Raw genomic sequence first — 15,728 nt, 5'->3', positions numbered from 1 at the left:
TTCGGTGGCATCGAATGGACGGCACGGAGAGGGAGACCGATGTTCCGAGATGTACGGCGTCCCGACCAGCCTAACGGCCGGGACCAGCCGCTGCTGGGGCCCGTGCGGCTCGGCGGGCTGGCGCTGCCGAACCGGGTGGTGATGGCGCCGATGACCCGGGCGCGGGCGGCCGGACCGGGCCGGGTCCCGACGGACCTGCACGCCGCCTACTACGCGCAGCGCGCCACGGCGGGGCTGATCGTGGCGGAGGGCGCGTGGGTGAGCGAGGGGGCGGTCGGGTTCCCGCGGGTGCCGGGGATCTACGCCGAGGCGCAGGTGGAGGCGTGGCGGCGGGTCACCGGGGTGGTGCACGCGCTCGGCGGGCGGATCGTCCTGCAGTTGTGGCACGCGGGCGCCCACTCCCATCCCGACCATCTGGGCGGGGGCCGGCCCGCGGGCCCGTCGCCGGTGAACCCGGGCGAGACGTGCCGGACCGGCGCCGGTCCCAGGCCGACCGTGACGCCGCGGGAGATGACGTCCGCCGACATCGACCGGACGGTCGCCGAGTACGCGGCGGCGGCGGCCAACGCGCGCCGCGCCGGGTTCGACGGGGTGGAGGTCGCCGCGAACGGCGCGTACCTGCTCGCGCAGTTCCTGAACCCGCGGCTCAACGTGCGCCGCGACGGGTACGGCGCGGACCGCGCGCGGCTGCCGCTGGAGGTGGTGGACGCGGTCGCGGCGGCGTGGGACCCGGCGCGGACGGGCGTGCGGCTGTCCCCCTGGTGGACGGCGGCCGACGCGCACCGCCCGGCGGAGGGCTACCCCTACACCGCCGACGAGGCGACCCTGGCCCGCTACGACGACCTGGTGGGCGAGCTGGAGCGGCGGGGGCCGGCCTACCTGCATCTGCGGGGGCGGGCGCTGCCGCGGCCGGGCGCCGTCCCCGACTTCGCGGAGTTCGCCAGGTTCCGGGGGCTGTTCGGCGGGCCGCTGATCGCCAACCACGGCTTCGGCCGGGAGTCGGGCAACGCGGTCGTGGAGGCGGGGATCGCCGACGCGGTGTCGTTCGCGTCGCCGTTCATCGCCAACCCCGACCTGGTGGCCCGGTTCGCGCTGGGCGTGGAGCCGGCGTCCGACGATCCCGGGACCCGGTACGGCGGCGGCCCGCGCGGCTACGTCGACTACCCGATCTGGCCCGGCTGACCGCGCGTTCCCCGTCCCGGCGCTCAGTCCGCGGTTCCGGGCACGGGGACGAACTCGGGCTGGTCGAGGACGCGGAGCCAGCTCCCGTCAGGCTGGCGGCGGACGACCTGCGCGCGGGCCCCGGCGCCGTCGCGGGGCGGGGTGGAGGTGAGGGCGATATCGCCGCTGACGAGGGTGGGCAGCGGCTCCTCGGGCTCGAAGCGGGGTCCGGCGGCAAGGACCTTCTCCCAGAGGGCCTGGATGGCGGCGCGTCCGACGGTCTGGGATCCGGGCGGGTAGGCCAGGACCGCGTCGGGCTCGTACAGCGCGGCGACGCCGGCGGCGTCCCCGGCGTTGGACCGTTCGACGAACAGCCGGATGATGTCCTCGGGCCGCATGGCCTTCTCGCGCTCTGTCATGGTCGCTCCCCTGGTTCGGTGTGTCTCCCTTCCAGGGTGCAGCCCGCCGTCCGATAAGTCCAAGACATGGATCTTCTGCGACCCAGAAGCGAGGGTTATGACTCGGGGGTGCCGTCGAGTGGGGCGGCGGCGTACCCGCCGAGGCCGTGTTCGAGGAGGTCGAAGGCGCGGCGGGCGTTGGCGTAGACGCTGTCGCGCATCTCCTCCAGGGTCTCCCCCGCGATCTTGCGGCGGACGACGTGGTCGGTCAGCCCGGTGACGGCGGCGAACACCATTGCGGCGGCGATCGCGGGGGTGATGTCGTCGGGGTCGGCGCCGGTGGCCTCGGCGAGGCGCTCGGCGAGGGCGTCCTGGGCCTGGCGGGCGATCTCGCGCTGGCGGGCCATGAGGGCGGGGCTGTCCTGGACGGTCCTGGCCCAGGTCTCCGAGCCCTCGTGGAACCCGGTCTGGTGGGCGCCGGCGTCCAGGCCCTCCATGAAGGTGCGGCGGAACAGGGCGGCGACGCTCTCGCCGGGGCGGCGTTCGTCGAACGCGGCGGCGGCGCGTTCGACGATCTCGGCCTGCCGGTCGAAGAACAGGTCCTCCTTGGTGCGGAAGTAGTTGAAGACGGTGTTGACCGACACGTCGGCGGAGCGGGCGACGTCGGCGATGGTGACGCTGTCGAAGCCGCGCATGATGAACAGCCCGGTGGCGATGTCGGCGATGCGGCGCCGGGTCTCGCGCTTCTTGCGCTCGCGCAGCCCGAGCTCCCGCCCGCTCCCCCGTTCCCCGCCGGTCGCGATCTCGTCTCCCATGCGGAGAATATACCTTCACTGGTGTCAATTAAAATTTGGTGTGACTGCAAATTTGGGGTTACTGTGTGCATGCTTCTGCACCTGGCTCCTCAGGAGGTGACCGTGATCGACGCGCGCGGGCTGGCCCGCACCTTCACCGGCAGGCACGGGACGGTCGAGGCCGTCCGCGGCGTGGACCTGTCGGTCGCGCCGGGCGAGATCGTCGGGTTCCTCGGCCCGAACGGCGCGGGCAAGACGACCACGCTGCGGATGCTGACCACGCTGCTGGCGCCCACCGCCGGGACGGCGACCGTCGCGGGCCGCGACCTGCGCGCCGACCCGGCCGGGGTGCGGCGCCGGATCGGGGTGGTGGCGCAGGGCGGCGGCACCGACCCGTCCGTGCCCGCCGGGGAGGAGCTGGATCTGCAGGCCCGCCTGTACGGGGTGCCGGACCGCGCCGCGCGGATCGCCGACCTGTGCGGCCGCCTGGACCTGGACGGGCTGGGCGCACGGCCGTCGGGGTCGCTGTCGGGCGGGCAGCGCCGCCGCCTGGACATCGCCCTCGGGCTGGTGCACCGTCCGCCGCTGCTGTTCCTGGACGAGCCGACCACCGGCCTGGACCCGCACAGCCGCGGCAACCTGTGGGACCACATCCGCGCCATGCGCGACGGGGACGGCACGACGGTGTTCCTGACCACGCACTACCTGGACGAGGCGGACGCGCTGTGCGACCGGCTGCTGATCATCGACCGGGGCCTGATCGTGGCGGAGGGCACGCCCGCCGAGCTGAAGCGCCGCGTCGCGGGCGACGTCGTCGTCCTGGAACTGGCCGGCTCGGCCGCGTCCGGAGCGGGAACGGCGGGCGACAGGGCGGGCGAGGGGGCGGGGGCGGTGCGGGAGGCGCTGTCCCGGCATCCGGCGGTACGGGAGGCGGCGGTGTCGGGTCGGGTGGTGCGGCTGACGGTCGAGGACGGCGAGAAGGCGCTGACGGGCCTGATCCGCGCGCTGGACGGTGCGGGCGTGGAGCTGGCGTCGCTGAGCCTGTCGCGCCCGACCCTGGACGACGTGTTCCTCGCCGTCACGGGCCGCTCCCTGCGCGACCCGACCGGCCCAGCGCCCGCCGATCGGCCCGCCCGGCCTCCGTCCGGTCCCGCCTCGCCCGGTCCGGTTTCGTCCGGTCCGTCTTCCGTGTCGGCCGCCTGAGCGGCGTCCGGCGTGTCTCGAAGGAGTCCTGTGATGTCTCTCGCGCGGACCGCGTCCGACACGCGGCTGATCTTCCTGCGGTGTCTGCGGCAGACGCTGCGCAGCAAGGTCGCGATCGTGTTCGGGGCGCTGCAGCCGCTGCTGTATCTGGTGCTGTTCGGCCCGCTGCTGAAGGACCTGGTGAAGGTGCGCGGGTTCGGGGCGGGCGACGCGTGGCAGTCGTTCGTGCCGGGCGTGCTGATCCAGTTGACGTTGTTCGGGGCCGGGTTCGTGGGGTTCGGGCTGATCGGCGATCTGCGGTCGGGGGTGCTGGAGCGGCTGCGGGTGACGCCGGTGAGCCGGACGGCGCTGCTGCTGGGCCGGGTGCTGCGCGACACCGCCGTGGTGGGCGCGCAGGCGGTGCTGCTGGTGGGGATCGGGCTGGCGCTGGGGCTGCGGGCCCCGGCGGGCGGCGTGGCGGTGGGGCTGGTGTTCGTGGTGTCGCTGGCGGTGAGCGTGGCGTCGCTGTCCTACGTCCTGGCGCTGCGGACGCGCAGCGAGGACGCGTTCGCGCCGCTGCTGTCGGCGGTGACGCTGCCGCTGCTGCTGCTGTCGGGGATCCTGCTGCCGATGAGCCTGGCGCCGGGCTGGCTGGACGTGCTGTCGCGGCTGACGCCGTTCCGGTACGTGGTGGACGCGGCGCGGGCGGCGTTCCGCGGCGACTACGCCACGGCGGCGGTCGCGGAGGGCGCGCTGGTCACGGCGGTGCTGCTGGTGGTGTCGGTGACGCTCGGCGCGCGCCGCTTCCGCGCCGAGCACACCTGACCCGCCGGGAGACCCCGTCCGCGGAAACGCCGCTCGGGAGGCGGGATCAGCGTCCGGCCGGGGCCGTCGTTCCGGCGGCCGTGGTTCCGGTGGCCGCGGCCGGGGCGGCGAGGACGGCGGGCGGGACGGGCCGGGCGATGGCGGCGCGCTGGGCGATGTAGGCGCCGGTCAGCACGATCGCGCCGCCGGCGAGCTGGGCGGGGGTGAGGTGCTCGCCGAGGACGGCCCAGGCGATGAGCGCGGCGGCGACGGCCTCGGTGTAGCAGATCGCGCCGCCGACCTGCGCGGGCAGGCGCTGCAGCCCGGCGACTCCGGTGAGGTAGGCGAGGACGGTGCTGACGAGCCCGATCCAGGCGACGAGGGCCCAGCCGGGGGCGGTGTGCCCGCCGACGGCGATGTCGGCGGGCAGCACGTCCCACGGCAGCGTCCACGGCGCGGCGATCGCGGTGAGCACGGCGACCGCGACGACGGAGCCGGACGCGGTGAGCACGATCGGGTCGACGCGTCCGGCGAGCCGGTCGACGATGAGGAGGTAGGCGGCCTGGCACGCGGCGGCGGCGAGACCGGCGGCGAGGCCGACGGGGTCGAGGCTGAGGCCCTGCCACACCTGCACGACCAGGACGAGCCCGGCGAGCGCGACGGCGACACCGGCGGCCGCGGTGCGGTGCACGGGGGCGCGGCGGACGATCCGCAGCCACGCCAGCACCATGACCGGTCCGCAGAACTCCAGCAGGATCGCCACGCCGACCGGCAGCCGGGACGCGGCGAGGAAGTAGAACGCCTGGCAGCCCGCGATCCCGACGACGCCGTAGGCGGCGATCGGGACGAGGTTGCGGCGCAGCCCGCGGGTGAGGGCGCGGCGGCGCAGGACCGCGGCGAGGGGGACCAGGACGAGGGCGGCCGCCGCCATCCGCAGCCAGACCGCCTGCAGCGGGCTGAGCCCGCCCTCGATGACGGCCTTGCCGAACGGCCCGGACGCGCCGAAGCAGACCGAGGAGAACACCGTGAGGCCCACGCCCCAGGCGCGCGTGCGCGCCGCACCGTCCACCGCCCGCTCCCGATCCTCGCCGCCGTCCCGGCACGGCCGGGGAACCAACGGTTAATGAACGTACAGCAGGGACACTCCTTACAACAAGGGGCGCGGAACCCGCCGCCGCACCTCCGCAGGCTCCCGCCGCGCGGCGCCCGGGAAGCCGTCCGGAGAAGGCGTCCTGACCGGCGGCGCCGTCTTGCCGGGCACGCCGCACGGGCGCGGCGCCGCGGCCACTACTATCGCCGGATGAGCTGGCAGGCGGCCGGGGGCGGGCCCGGCGGAACCGGTGGCGGCCCGAGCGGGGACCTGTTCGCGTCGGTCGAGGGCAACGTGCGCGAGCTGGTCGCCGCCCCGTGGTGGCGGACGGCCCAGCCCGCCGACCGCGCCGCGCAGATCGCCGCGCGGATGCTGTGGGGCGCCGGGGAGTGGTGGCTCTACGGGGCGTGGGGCCGCTGGTACCGGTGCGGCCTGGACGGCGCGTGGCATCCGTGCCCGCCGCCCGCCGCGTTCGAGGACCGCCGCGTCGCCGTGCCCGCGCCGCGCGGGGCGGGCACGCCGCCCGTCCCGCCGCAGCTGTTCCCCACCGGCCCGGACCTGTCGGCCGGGCGGGTCGCGCCGCTGGGGTTCCTCGGGCCCGTCCCCGACACGGCGGTGGTGGCGGGGATCTCCCAGGCCCTCACCACGGCGCTGGCGGTCGACCCGCAGCAGTTCGCCCAGCACGACCCGATGTTCCAGCCGGGGACGCCGTCGACGGTCGCCGCGGCGTGGGGGGCGCTGCTGTGGTGCGCGGGGTCGCCGGTGGCGCTGACCGAGCATCCGCTGATCGAGTCGTTCGTGCCGTTCCTGACGACGTCGGCCGAGCAACTGCACTGGATGATGCCGCCCGACTTCGCGACGCTCGCCGGGTACTACGTGCACCGGCTCGGCGCGGGCGACGGCGGCGGCGCCGCGCACGTCGCCCGGGTGATGTACGAGGTCGCGGCCGGGCTGCGGGGCGACCCGCGGTTCCGTCCGGGCGCGGACGCGCTCGCGGCGATCACGGCGGCGTCGCTGCGGATGGTCAACCAGGACCTCGCGACCGTCCGGTACGGGCCGGGCGCGATCGTGCAGGAGTGGCGGCGGCGCTGCCCGGCCGAGTTCGCGACGCCGATGGTCCGCGACACCGCGCCCGGGGAGTACCTGCGCCTCGCCCTGTACGACCTGCAGGAGATCGTCGCGGAGCTGACCGGGCCGCGGCCGGCCGCGCCGGGCCGCGGCCACGACGAGGTCCGCCGCGCGGGCGTCGCGGTGCTGGCCGCCGACCTGCAGGCCGCGCCGGGCGCGCTCGCCGCCGTGCAGCAGTGGCTCGACCCCGACAGCGCCCGGACGCTGCAGGCGGTGCTGGCCGACCCGGCGAACCCGCTGCGGGTGCTGTGGCCGCGCGACGGGCGGCTGCCGGACGCGCTGCGCGGCACGCAGACCGCGGTACCAGGGGCCGCGCCGCCCGCGGAGGCGCTGGCAGCCCTGCTGGCCACGACCTACACGCTCGGGCTGACGTGGTGCCGGCTGGCGCAGGTGCCGCCCCCGGCGACGGGGTTCGCGGTGCCCCAGGCGGTGGCGGCGGAGCTGACGTCCCCGGCGCTGCACACGCCGCCGTCCACCGACGAGCTGTCGGCGTGGGACATCATCAAGGCCGCCCGCGCGCACCTGGCCGCCGGGCGCGCCGAGCCGGGCGCCGACCAGCCGGTCGCGCCGGTGCCCGAGCCCGCGCGGGACGCGCCTGGCCCGCCGCCCGCGGTCGCGCCCGTTCCGCCGCCGTCCGCCCCGCCGGTTCCGCCGCCCTCGGCTCCGGAGCCGCCGCCTTCGTCCCCGCCGCCGTTCCAGGCGCCGCCGGTGCCGGAGCCGTCGCGTCCGGTGGACGACCCGGCCCCGGCGTGGCCGTCGCCGGACGCGACCACCGCCGACGGCCCTCCCCCGCCGCCCGTCCCGGCCCGGCCCGTCGCGGCTCCGCCCGTTCCGCCGCCCGCGCCCGCGGAGCCGGTGTGGCCGTCGGAGCCGCAGCACACGCAGTTGGACACCGACGCGTTCAAGACCCAGCTCGACCGGGGTCCGGCGTGGCCGGGCGCGGAGGGCCCCGTCCCGCCGCCGCCCCCGCCGTCCGCGCCACCCGTGCCGTCTGCGCCTGCCGGGGAGCGGGCGGGTGAGCGGCCCGCGGATCTGCCGCGGCCGCCGGCGCCGGTGCCCGAGCCGCCTCCGCCGCTGCGGGCGGCGCCCGTCCCGGAGCAGAGCCCGCAGGTCGCCGAGGCGTACGGGATCCGGTTCCTGTGCGGCGCGGACGACATCGAGCGGGTGGTGACGGAGGTGCGGCGGCGCGGGAAGTGGGCGCGCCGGCTGCGCGGCCAGGACGTGTCGAGCGCGTCGGCCCCGGCGCTGCTGCTGATCGGGACGCCGTCCAGCGGGCAGCGGCGGCTGGCGCGGATGGTCGCGGCGGCGCTGGCGGAGGTGGAGGCCTCCAGCGGCGAGGTCCGCTCCGCGCACGCCGAGGACCTGCGCGAGCACGGCCCGGACGGGCTCCGCGCGGCGCTGGAGGAGCACGCGGGGCACGTCCTGCTGCTGGACGGCCTGGACGGCCTGATCCTGGACGAGGCGCAGGGCCCGGCGTACGCGTCCGCGCTGTACCGGACGCGGTTGGAGGGCGTGAACGACACGGCGCTGCTGGCGACGTGCGAGCCGGACCGGGTCGGTGAGCTGTCGGCGGTGTCGCCGGAGCTGGTGACCGACCTGCGGGCGGTGCGGCTGCCGGACCTGTCGGACGCGGCGTCACGGTCGGCGCTGGTGGGGCTGCTGGCCGAGGAGCGCCGGCTGCGACTCGGCGCAGACGCGTGGGCGGTGGTGGACCGGGACGTGGGCACCCTGCGCCCGCGCGGCCGGCTGACCGGCGCGCGGCTCGTCGAGGCCTACCTCGACCGGGCCGCGACGCGGCATCTCGGCAGCGCGGAGGCGACGCGGGCGATCGGGAGCGCGCTGTCGCTGACGGCGGCCGATTTCGAGGGCCTGGCGGCGGAGCTGTCCGGCACCTGACCTGCGCGGGCGTCGGAATCACCGACCCCGTAAGGGTTTTGGAGCCCTGCGGGGACGGCGGAAATGTCGGTGGGCGCGGTCACGATGGGTGGGTGGATCGCGTTGACCGGTTACTCGCGCTCGTCGCGGAGCTGCGCGCGGCGTCCCCCGAGCCGCTCGACGCGGCGGCGCTGGCGGCGCGGCTGGGGGTGAGCGCGCGGACGGTCCGCCGCGACCTTGAGCTGCTGACGCACGGGGGCCTGCCGGTGCGGGCTGAGAAGGGCCGCGGGTACGTGCTGCGCGCCGCGCCGGAGCCTGAGCCGCTGAGCGAGGTCGGGTCGCTGATGGGGCCGGTGCGCGACACGCTGGGCGAGGCGGTCCGGACGCGGCGGATCGTCCGGCTGGCCTACACCGATCAGGCGGGGGCGCGGAGTTTCCGCGACGTGGAGGCGCACGGCCTGGTCACGGCCCCCTACGGGGAGTACCTGGTGGGGTGGTGCCGGATGCGGGACGGGCCGCGGATGTTCCGGCTGGACCGGATCGGCGCGGCGTTCCTGTCGGGGCGCGGCGCGGAGGTCCGCGACCTGGACGATCTGCTGGCGGCGCTGCGGGCGCCGATGCCGCGTCCGCGGACGCGGTCGGGGCCGGGGCCGCGGGGCCCGGCGGGGGCGGACCGGGCGCGCGCGTGGACGCTGGACCGGGTGGAGTTCGTCCGGTCGCGGCTGCGGGACGCGGCGGCGGAGGTCCGGTCGGGCGGCGGCGCGGGCGCGGCGTCGCTGCGGACGGTCCTCGGGCATCTGGCGGAGTGGACGCGGTGGCAGGCGGCGGCGGTCCGCGCGGCGGCGACCGGCGAGGACCCGGTGCTGGCGGGGCGGCGTCCGGATTTCCCGCCGGTGTTCGACCGGGAGCTGCCCTACGACGCGCGGGAGCGGATGATCCAGGACGCGATGGCGCTGCGGTCGCTGGGCGACCTCGTCCGCGACCTGGAGGAGGTCCTGGCGTCGCTCGCGCACTGGGCGGCCGACTGCGACGACGCGCTGTGGGAGGAGGAGCTGCCCGACCCGCGCCCCTACGGCCCGCCGGGTCCGCCGCGCCCTCTGGCGGACCTCCTGGCAGGCTGGCGCGGCCCCCTCGCCCACATCGAATGGCACCTGGACCGCCTCACCGACGAGCCGCCCGAACCTTTCACCGACGACGAAGGCGAGGTCTGGCTGATAGACCGCTGCCCCCTCCAGGCATGACCCGCCTCCACCCACAGTGGGGCCCACGGGCACCCCGCCGTGCGCACCCACCGCCCGTGTCCTGCACGCCCACGCATGCCCGTCGCCCGCTGGGCGCTCAGGGCCGTACCGGTACGGGATGGTGCATCGGGCTCCTCGACAGCGACAAGGCCACGATCGTGGCGAGGGCTGAGGCCGATGGTGGGCCTGGCCGGGTGGGCTGAGGCTGGTCAGGCGGGGTTGTGGGTGGCGGGTGCGAGGAGTCGGGTGAACCAGACGGTCTTGCCGGGCTTTCCGGTCCTGTCGGCGGGGTCGGGGCGGGTGCCGTGGGCGGTGGCGAGCGCTGCGACGAGGAGGAGTCCGCGTCCGGCCTCGGACCAGTCGGGGGGCTGCGCGCCGGTCGGCGGGGCGGGCGCCTCGGCGGGGGTGCGGGCGCCGTCGTCGTGGACGTCGCCGGTGAGGCGGCGCCGGCCGGGCGAGCCGTCGAGTGGGTCGTCCAGGCGCAGGGTGAGGCGGACGGGCCCGTCCCCGTGGACGACGGCGTTGGTCACGAGTTCGTCGACGATGAGGATGATGTCGTCGGCGTCGGCGGGCCCGGTGACGTGCCATTCGCGCAGGGCGTGGCGGGTGAGCGCGCGGGCCCGTGACGCGGCGTCGGCACCGGGGCTCAGCTCCCACGTCCGCTCACCCGCCGCCCGGCCGTCCCCGCCCGCTTCGCTGCCCACCCCGTAGCCGCCGCCCGGGGCCCCGCGCGGCTCGCCGTGCACTCCGCCGCCGGGACTGGAGCTGCCGCCCGTGTCGCGACCGATGGAGCGGCTTAGCTGGTCGCCGCTGAGGTCGCTGTCGAGGTCGTCGTCGAAGTTGTCGTCGAGGTCGCTGTCGAAGTTGTCGCCATTGGTGTCGTCGAAGGTGGTCTCGCCGGTGGTGTCTGTGCCTGTGTCGTTGGTGGGTGGTCTGGTCCCGGTCCCCGTGGTGTTCACGTCCCCGTCTCCTCGTCCCCCTGCTGGTGCTCGTGCCGGGTCGCGGCGCGGCATCGGGTGGGCGTCCCCCGCCGGCCCCTTTGCCGCGTTCGGTCGTATTCAGGTCATATGCAGGGACGCGCTGTCCGTCGTGGCGGTGCGCAGGCGTAGGGGAAGCGTCACTCGGGGGTGAGGTGATCGGTGCTCGGGGGGACGCGGTGGAGGAGGCAGTGGCTGGGAGCCGTTACAGTGGGTGGGTCGGTGTGGCATGTGTCCCCCGGGCTCTACCTGATGCCTTCGGGGAATACCGCCGGTCCCATGCGGTCCGGGCTGGAGCTTCGTTGTGCCTTTCGCCGTGAGGCGACCACCACACCGGCTTGAACGCCGATGCCCCGGCGAGGCTGTCCTCGCCGGGGCATCGGCGTTCGCGTCTCCGCGGGGTTCGGGCACGGTCGCCCGCCCCCGGGGTAGGGGAGGGTCACGGGGGTCTGGGAGCGGGGTCGCTGCGGCGCCCGCGGCGGCGGGGCGGCGGTGTCACAGCACGGCCGCGATGACCGGCGCGGCGATCGCGGCGAGGACGACGACGATGACGGCGGCGGCGATGACGACGGTGCGGGCGCGGCGGCGGCGCGTGCCGAGCCGGGCGAGCCGGTGGGCCAGCCGGGGGTCGTCCTCGCTCAGGCGGACCTCGATCTGGGAGAGGATCCGCTGCTCCTCCATCGACAGCGACATGCTCGTACCTCCGGGGGTCAGGTGTCTGGTACCTCCCCCCCGAACATGATCATTATCCCTGGGGTGCGGTGGCGGTTGCGCCGCGTGCGGGGCCGCTCTGGTGGCCGAGCCGGTCGAGGGCGGTGACGTAGTAGGTGTAGGTGCGGCCCGGTTTCGCGGACGGGTCGACGATCCCGCCGCCGCGGACGTCGGCGACGAGGTCGGCGGGCCGGACGGCCGCGCAGGCGGGGCCCTTGCCGTCGACCCGGTAGACGCCGTAGGACGCGGCGCCCTCGGAGGCCCGCCAGGTGACCTTCACGCCCTTCACGGCTTTCACGTCCTTCACACCGTCACCGCTTTGGCCGCCGTCGGCGGGGGCGGCGGCGGTGTTCTGGACGGCGGGCGGCGCGGCGCCTCCGCGGCCGTCGACGACGGGGCGGAGCGCGGGCCTCGCGTAGTGGTCGGCGCGGATCCGGGCGGCGAACCCGCGCCGGTTGGCGGCGATGTCGGAGGCGCTGAAGAACACGTCCCCCTGGACCTGCGGGTACTTGGCGTTGAGGGTGAGGTGGCGCGACAGTTCGGCGGGGTTGCGCCAGGTGGCGTCCTCGCCGACGCGGTAGGCGGCCTGCCCGATGGTCAGCTGCACGCGGGTGCCCTTGACCTGCGCGGCCCACCAGGCGACGAGCTTGGCGTAGTCGGCGCGGGGGTCGCCGATCGGCCAGTACAGCTGGGGGGTGACGTAGTCGAGCCAGCCCTTCTTGATCCAGGTGCGGGTGTCGGCGTAGATGTCGTCGTGGCTCTGCAGGGCGCTGGTGGGCGACCCGGCGGGGTCGGTGCTCTTGTTGCGCCACACGCCGAACGGGCTGATCCCGAACCGGACCCAGGGCTTGGCGTCGTGGATCCGCTTCGACAGAGACTGGACGAGGGTGTTGACGTTGGCGCGCCGCCAGTCGCCCTTGCTCATGCCCGCGCCGTAGGTCTTGTGGGTGGCGGCGTCGGGGAACTCGCCGCCCTCGGGGTAGGGGTAGAAGTAGTCGTCGAAGTGGACGGCGTCGATGTCGTACTTGCGGACGACGTCCAGCACGGCGTTGGTGACCAGGTCGCGGACCTGCGGCAGGCCCGGGTCGTACCACAGTCCCCCGCCGTATTTGCGGACCCAGTCGGGGTGCTGGCGGGCGGGGCTCTTGGGCGACAGCTTCTTCACGTCGTCCTGGCGGGACACGCGGTAGGGGTTGAACCAGGCGTGGAACTCCAGGTTGCGGGCGTGGGCCTCCTTGAGCATGAACGCCAGGACGTCGTAGCCGGGGTCCTTGCCCTGCGTCCCGGTGATCCACTGCGACCACGGCTCGTAGGGGGACGGGTAGAACGCGTCGGAGTTGGGGCGGATCTGCACGAACACGGCGTTCATGTGCATCGCGGCGGCCGTGTCGAGGAGGCGGACGTACTGCTTCTTCTGCTCGTCGGCGGACGCGCGGGGGTTCTTCGGCCAGTCGATGTTGCCGACGGTGGCGATCCACATGGCGCGCAGGTCGCGTCCGCCGGACGCGGGGGGCGGGCCGACGCGCGGGCATTCGGCGGGGGCGCCGGAGGGGACGGGCGCTCCGGTCCCGGCGCCGGACTCGCCCGAGCCGCCGAGCGCCGGGATGCCGCATCCGGCGACCGCGCCCGCCGCGAGCCCGGCCGCGAGCCCCGCGGCGCCGCGGGCCCGGAGCGCGCCGAGAAGCCCCGCCGTGGCTTGGACCGGGGCCGCGCCGCCGTCGCGTGACCGGCCACCCGCCCGGCCGCTCGCGGCGCGCCCGTTCGGGGGCTCGTTCGGGGACTCGGCTGCCGTCGTCGTGATCGTGGATCGCGATGCCATAGCGGCCCATTGTTACGCACGGGTCGCGATGCTTCGGCCCAAACCGAGATGCCCGTGTTATCCCACAACGTGCGTGTTCGTCCCGCCCGCGAATTGCGATCATCGAACAGGTGTTCCATACTGGCGGCGCGCGGATTCGCTCACACGTTCGAGAGGGGTGGGGTGTGCGCTGGGACCATCTGCGGCTGGACGGCGAGGCGGGCGACGCCGACGCCGGCGCGGGCGTGCCGCTGATCGAGCGGCGCGCGGTGGCCCGGACGTTCGACACGCCGGAGTTCCGCGGCATGACCTTCTACGAGGTCCGCGCGCGGACCGTGGTGAACCGGGTGCCGGACGCGTCCCGGATGCCGTTCCGGTGGACGGTCAACCCCTACCGGGGCTGCTCGCACGCCTGCGTCTACTGCTTCGCCCGCAAGACCCACGAGTACCTCGACCTCGGGTCGGGCGCAGACTTCGACTCGCGGATCGTGGTGAAGGTGAACGCGGCCGAGCGGGTCCGGGCGGAGCTGGCGTCGCCGCGGTGGCGGGGCGAGCACATCGCGCTGGGCGCCAACGTCGACTGCTACCAGCGCGCGGAGGGCCGCTACCGGCTGATGCCGGGGATCCTGGCGGCGCTGCGGGACGCCGCCAACCCGTTCTCGATCCTGACGAAGGGGTCGCTGATCCTGCGGGACCTGCCGCTTCTGCAGGAGGCGGCCGAGCGCACCACGGTCGGCGCGGCGGTCTCGGTGGGGTCGGTCGACCCCGACCTGTGGCGGCTGGTGGAGCCGGGCACGCCGCCGCCGCGCCGCCGCCTGGGAGTGTGCGCGGCGCTGAACGAGGCGGGGATCGGCTGCGGGGTGCTGATGGGCCCGGTGATCCCCTACCTGTCGGACTCCCCCGCCCAGTTGGACGCGGCGGTCCGGGCGATCGCCGAGGCGGGCGCCACGTCGGTGTCGGCGATCACGCTGCATCTGCGTCCGGGGGCGCGGGAGCACTTCATGGCGTGGCTGCGCGAGCACCATCCGGAGCTGGTCGTCCCGTACGCGCGGCTGTACCGGGGCGGCTCCTACGCGCCCCGCGAGTACCAGGAGCGGGTGTCCCGGCGCGTCCGCGACCTGGCCGACCGGTACGGCATCACCGGCCGCCGCGCGCCCCCGCCCGTCGCCGAGCCGGTCCCGCCCTCCGCGCCACCACGGCAGCTGACACTGCTCTGACCGAAGCCACGCGCGATAGCGCGACGTCAGGCGCCACATGATGCCTGACGTCGGGCCTGACGGCGCCCCGCCAGGCGTGGCGGGTGCGACGCCACGCCTTGTGGGTGGGGGGGACGCCTCGCCTGGCGGGGCCGCGGTCAGAGGTGGCGGGCGCGAAGGTCGGTGTGTTCGGGCCGGTCGGGGTGTGGGCGGTCCGGTAGGGCGAGGTTGGGCCGGTCGGCCGGGCTTGGGCTGGGGGTCGGGTGTGTTCGGTCCCGGGTCAGGCGTGTTCGGCGTCGAGTTCGACGGGGGCGGCGATGACGTCGACCATGGCGCCGTTGCGCAGGACGGTGATGGGGAGGGGCCGTCCGATCGCCTCGGCGAACATCAGCCGCTGCAGCGACTGGGCGTGTGAGACGGGCGTGCCGCCGGCGGTCAGGACCAGGTCGCCGCGACGGAGCCCGGCCCGGTCGGCGGGACTGCCGGGGACGACCTCGGCGACGCGCAGTGCCTCGTCCTGGCCGATGCGGGGCCGCATGGCGGCGGGGACGGGGACGGGCGCGGCGACCAGCCCGAGGTACGCGCGGCGGACCCGCCCGTCGCGGATGAGGGCGCCGATGATGCGGCGGGTGGTGGCGTTGATCGGGACGGCGAGGCCGACGCCGATCCCCGCCACGGCGGTGTTGACCCCGACGACCCGGCCGCGGGAGTCGGCGAGCGCGCCGCCGGAGTTGCCGGGGTTGAGGGCGGCGTCGGTCTGGATGACGTCCTCGATGACGCGGGCGACGGTCCCGGTGCGGGTGGGCTGCCGCGTGGGCAGGGACCGGCCGAGCGCGGACACGACGCCCGCGGTGACCGTCCCGGCGAGGCCGAGGGGGTTGCCGACGGCGACGACGAGCTGCCCGACGACCAGGTCGTCGCTGTCGCCGAGGGTGACCGGATCGGGGACGGGGCCGTCCGCGCGGACGACCGCGAGATCGGAGAGGGGGTCGGTGCCGACGACGCTGAACGGGGCGGTCGCGCCGTCGGCGAACGCGACCTGCCCGCCGGAGGCGTCCCCGACGACGTGGGCGTTGGTGAGCAGGAACCCGTCACCGGTGAACGCCACGGCCGACCCGGCGCCCTCACCACGCGGATGCCGGACACGCAACGCCGCCACCCGAGGCGTCAGCTCCCGCGCGACAGCGGACACGACACGCGAGTAGGCGTCCATCGCCCCCTCGTCCATCGCCCCCTCGTCCATCGCCCCCTCGTCCATCGCCCCCTCGTCCATCGCCCCCTCGTCCATCGCCCCCTCGTCCATCGCCCCCTCGTCCATCGCCCCCTCGTCCGCGGAACGGCCGTCGACGGAGCGGCCGTCTCCGGAACGTCGC

General features: G+C 75.8%; 13 protein-coding genes. 6 read left to right on the top strand and 7 right to left on the bottom strand.

Going from position 1 to position 15,728, the window contains the following annotated elements:
- The first annotated feature begins 39 nt into the window (after positions 1-39).
- Positions 40-1,182 carry an alkene reductase gene (locus tag FXF65_RS08225; protein WP_148349120.1) on the top strand — a complete coding sequence of 381 codons (1,143 nt, stop codon included), beginning with the start codon at positions 40-42 and terminating at the stop codon, positions 1,180-1,182.
- Positions 1,183-1,205: 23 nt separating this feature from the next.
- Here the strand turns inward: FXF65_RS08225 and FXF65_RS08220 are convergent, their stop codons facing one another.
- Together FXF65_RS08220 and FXF65_RS08215 are read right to left on the bottom strand one after the other, a co-directional pair.
- The gene (locus FXF65_RS08220) at positions 1,206-1,580 is read right to left on the bottom strand and encodes a YybH family protein (RefSeq protein WP_148349119.1); all 375 of its coding nucleotides are present in this window, start codon (positions 1,578-1,580) and stop codon (positions 1,206-1,208) included.
- Positions 1,581-1,675: 95 nt separating this feature from the next.
- Entirely contained in the window at positions 1,676-2,374 is a 699-nt protein-coding gene (locus FXF65_RS08215; RefSeq protein ID WP_148349118.1) for a TetR/AcrR family transcriptional regulator, read from the bottom strand.
- A gap of 102 nt (positions 2,375-2,476) precedes the next feature.
- Between FXF65_RS08215 and FXF65_RS08210 the strand changes: the two genes are divergently transcribed.
- Positions 2,477-3,556, top strand: coding sequence for an ATP-binding cassette domain-containing protein (locus tag FXF65_RS08210; RefSeq protein WP_148349458.1), 1,080 nt, complete (start codon positions 2,477-2,479; stop codon positions 3,554-3,556).
- Between the two features lie 33 nt (positions 3,557-3,589).
- Positions 3,590-4,360 (top strand): ABC transporter permease, encoded by a 771-nt coding sequence (locus tag FXF65_RS08205; RefSeq protein WP_148349117.1) that lies wholly within the window; start codon positions 3,590-3,592, stop codon positions 4,358-4,360.
- Between the two features lie 46 nt (positions 4,361-4,406).
- Here the strand turns inward: FXF65_RS08205 and FXF65_RS08200 are convergent, their stop codons facing one another.
- Entirely contained in the window at positions 4,407-5,408 is a 1,002-nt protein-coding gene (locus tag FXF65_RS08200; RefSeq protein WP_148349116.1) for an EamA family transporter, read from the bottom strand.
- A gap of 231 nt (positions 5,409-5,639) precedes the next feature.
- On the opposite strand from FXF65_RS08200, the gene FXF65_RS08195 reads away from it, so the two are divergent.
- Both FXF65_RS08195 and FXF65_RS44445 read left to right on the top strand, forming a co-directional pair.
- Positions 5,640-8,453, top strand: coding sequence for a hypothetical protein (locus FXF65_RS08195; RefSeq protein WP_148349115.1), 2,814 nt, complete (start codon positions 5,640-5,642; stop codon positions 8,451-8,453).
- Between the two features lie 92 nt (positions 8,454-8,545).
- Positions 8,546-9,673, top strand: coding sequence for a helix-turn-helix transcriptional regulator (locus tag FXF65_RS44445; RefSeq protein ID WP_222868434.1), 1,128 nt, complete (start codon positions 8,546-8,548; stop codon positions 9,671-9,673).
- A 209-nt stretch (positions 9,674-9,882) separates the two neighbouring features.
- Here the strand turns inward: FXF65_RS44445 and FXF65_RS08185 are convergent, their stop codons facing one another.
- The 3 genes from FXF65_RS08185 to FXF65_RS08175 all read right to left on the bottom strand — a co-directional run bounded on the left by FXF65_RS08185 (position 9,883) and on the right by FXF65_RS08175 (position 13,180).
- Positions 9,883-10,632, bottom strand: a complete 750-nt coding sequence (locus FXF65_RS08185; protein WP_148349114.1) for an ATP-binding protein — start codon at positions 10,630-10,632, stop codon at positions 9,883-9,885.
- 513 nt (positions 10,633-11,145) lie between these two features.
- A complete protein-coding gene (locus tag FXF65_RS08180; RefSeq protein WP_067886258.1) occupies positions 11,146-11,343 on the bottom strand; it encodes a DUF3040 domain-containing protein in 198 nt (65 codons plus the stop codon).
- 52 nt (positions 11,344-11,395) lie between these two features.
- A complete protein-coding gene (locus FXF65_RS08175; protein ID WP_187412173.1) occupies positions 11,396-13,180 on the bottom strand; it encodes a glycoside hydrolase family 10-like protein in 1,785 nt (594 codons plus the stop codon).
- A gap of 164 nt (positions 13,181-13,344) precedes the next feature.
- Between FXF65_RS08175 and FXF65_RS08170 the strand changes: the two genes are divergently transcribed.
- Positions 13,345-14,376: an Rv2578c family radical SAM protein gene (locus FXF65_RS08170; RefSeq protein WP_187412172.1), complete on the top strand. Its 1,032-nt coding sequence runs from the start codon at positions 13,345-13,347 to the stop codon at positions 14,374-14,376.
- Positions 14,377-14,635: 259 nt separating this feature from the next.
- Here FXF65_RS08170 and FXF65_RS08165 read toward each other — a convergent pair whose 3' ends face one another.
- Positions 14,636-15,673 carry a S1C family serine protease gene (locus FXF65_RS08165; protein WP_222868433.1) on the bottom strand — a complete coding sequence of 346 codons (1,038 nt, stop codon included), beginning with the start codon at positions 15,671-15,673 and terminating at the stop codon, positions 14,636-14,638.
- Positions 15,674-15,728: the final 55 nt, after the last annotated feature.

It is taken from the genome of Actinomadura syzygii, from assembly GCF_008085905.1.
In the GTDB taxonomy this organism is placed as follows: domain Bacteria; phylum Actinomycetota; class Actinomycetes; order Streptosporangiales; family Streptosporangiaceae; genus Spirillospora; species Spirillospora syzygii.
Note: the sequence above shows the minus strand (reverse complement) of the source record. Positions and strands in the feature narration are given on the sequence as shown.

Coding starts and splice junctions, on each gene's coding strand:
- FXF65_RS08225 (WP_148349120.1), top strand. CDS start 40: ATGTTCCGAGATGTACGGCGTCCCGACCAGCCTAACGGCCGGGACCAG.
- FXF65_RS08220 (WP_148349119.1), bottom strand. CDS start 1,580: ATGACAGAGCGCGAGAAGGCCATGCGGCCCGAGGACATCATCCGGCTG.
- FXF65_RS08215 (WP_148349118.1), bottom strand. CDS start 2,374: ATGGGAGACGAGATCGCGACCGGCGGGGAACGGGGGAGCGGGCGGGAG.
- FXF65_RS08205 (WP_148349117.1), top strand. CDS start 3,590: ATGTCTCTCGCGCGGACCGCGTCCGACACGCGGCTGATCTTCCTGCGG.
- FXF65_RS08195 (WP_148349115.1), top strand. CDS start 5,640: ATGAGCTGGCAGGCGGCCGGGGGCGGGCCCGGCGGAACCGGTGGCGGC.
- FXF65_RS08180 (WP_067886258.1), bottom strand. CDS start 11,343: ATGTCGCTGTCGATGGAGGAGCAGCGGATCCTCTCCCAGATCGAGGTC.
- FXF65_RS08175 (WP_187412173.1), bottom strand. CDS start 13,180: ATGGCATCGCGATCCACGATCACGACGACGGCAGCCGAGTCCCCGAAC.
- FXF65_RS08165 (WP_222868433.1), bottom strand. CDS start 15,673: ATGGACGAGGGGGCGATGGACGAGGGGGCGATGGACGAGGGGGCGATG.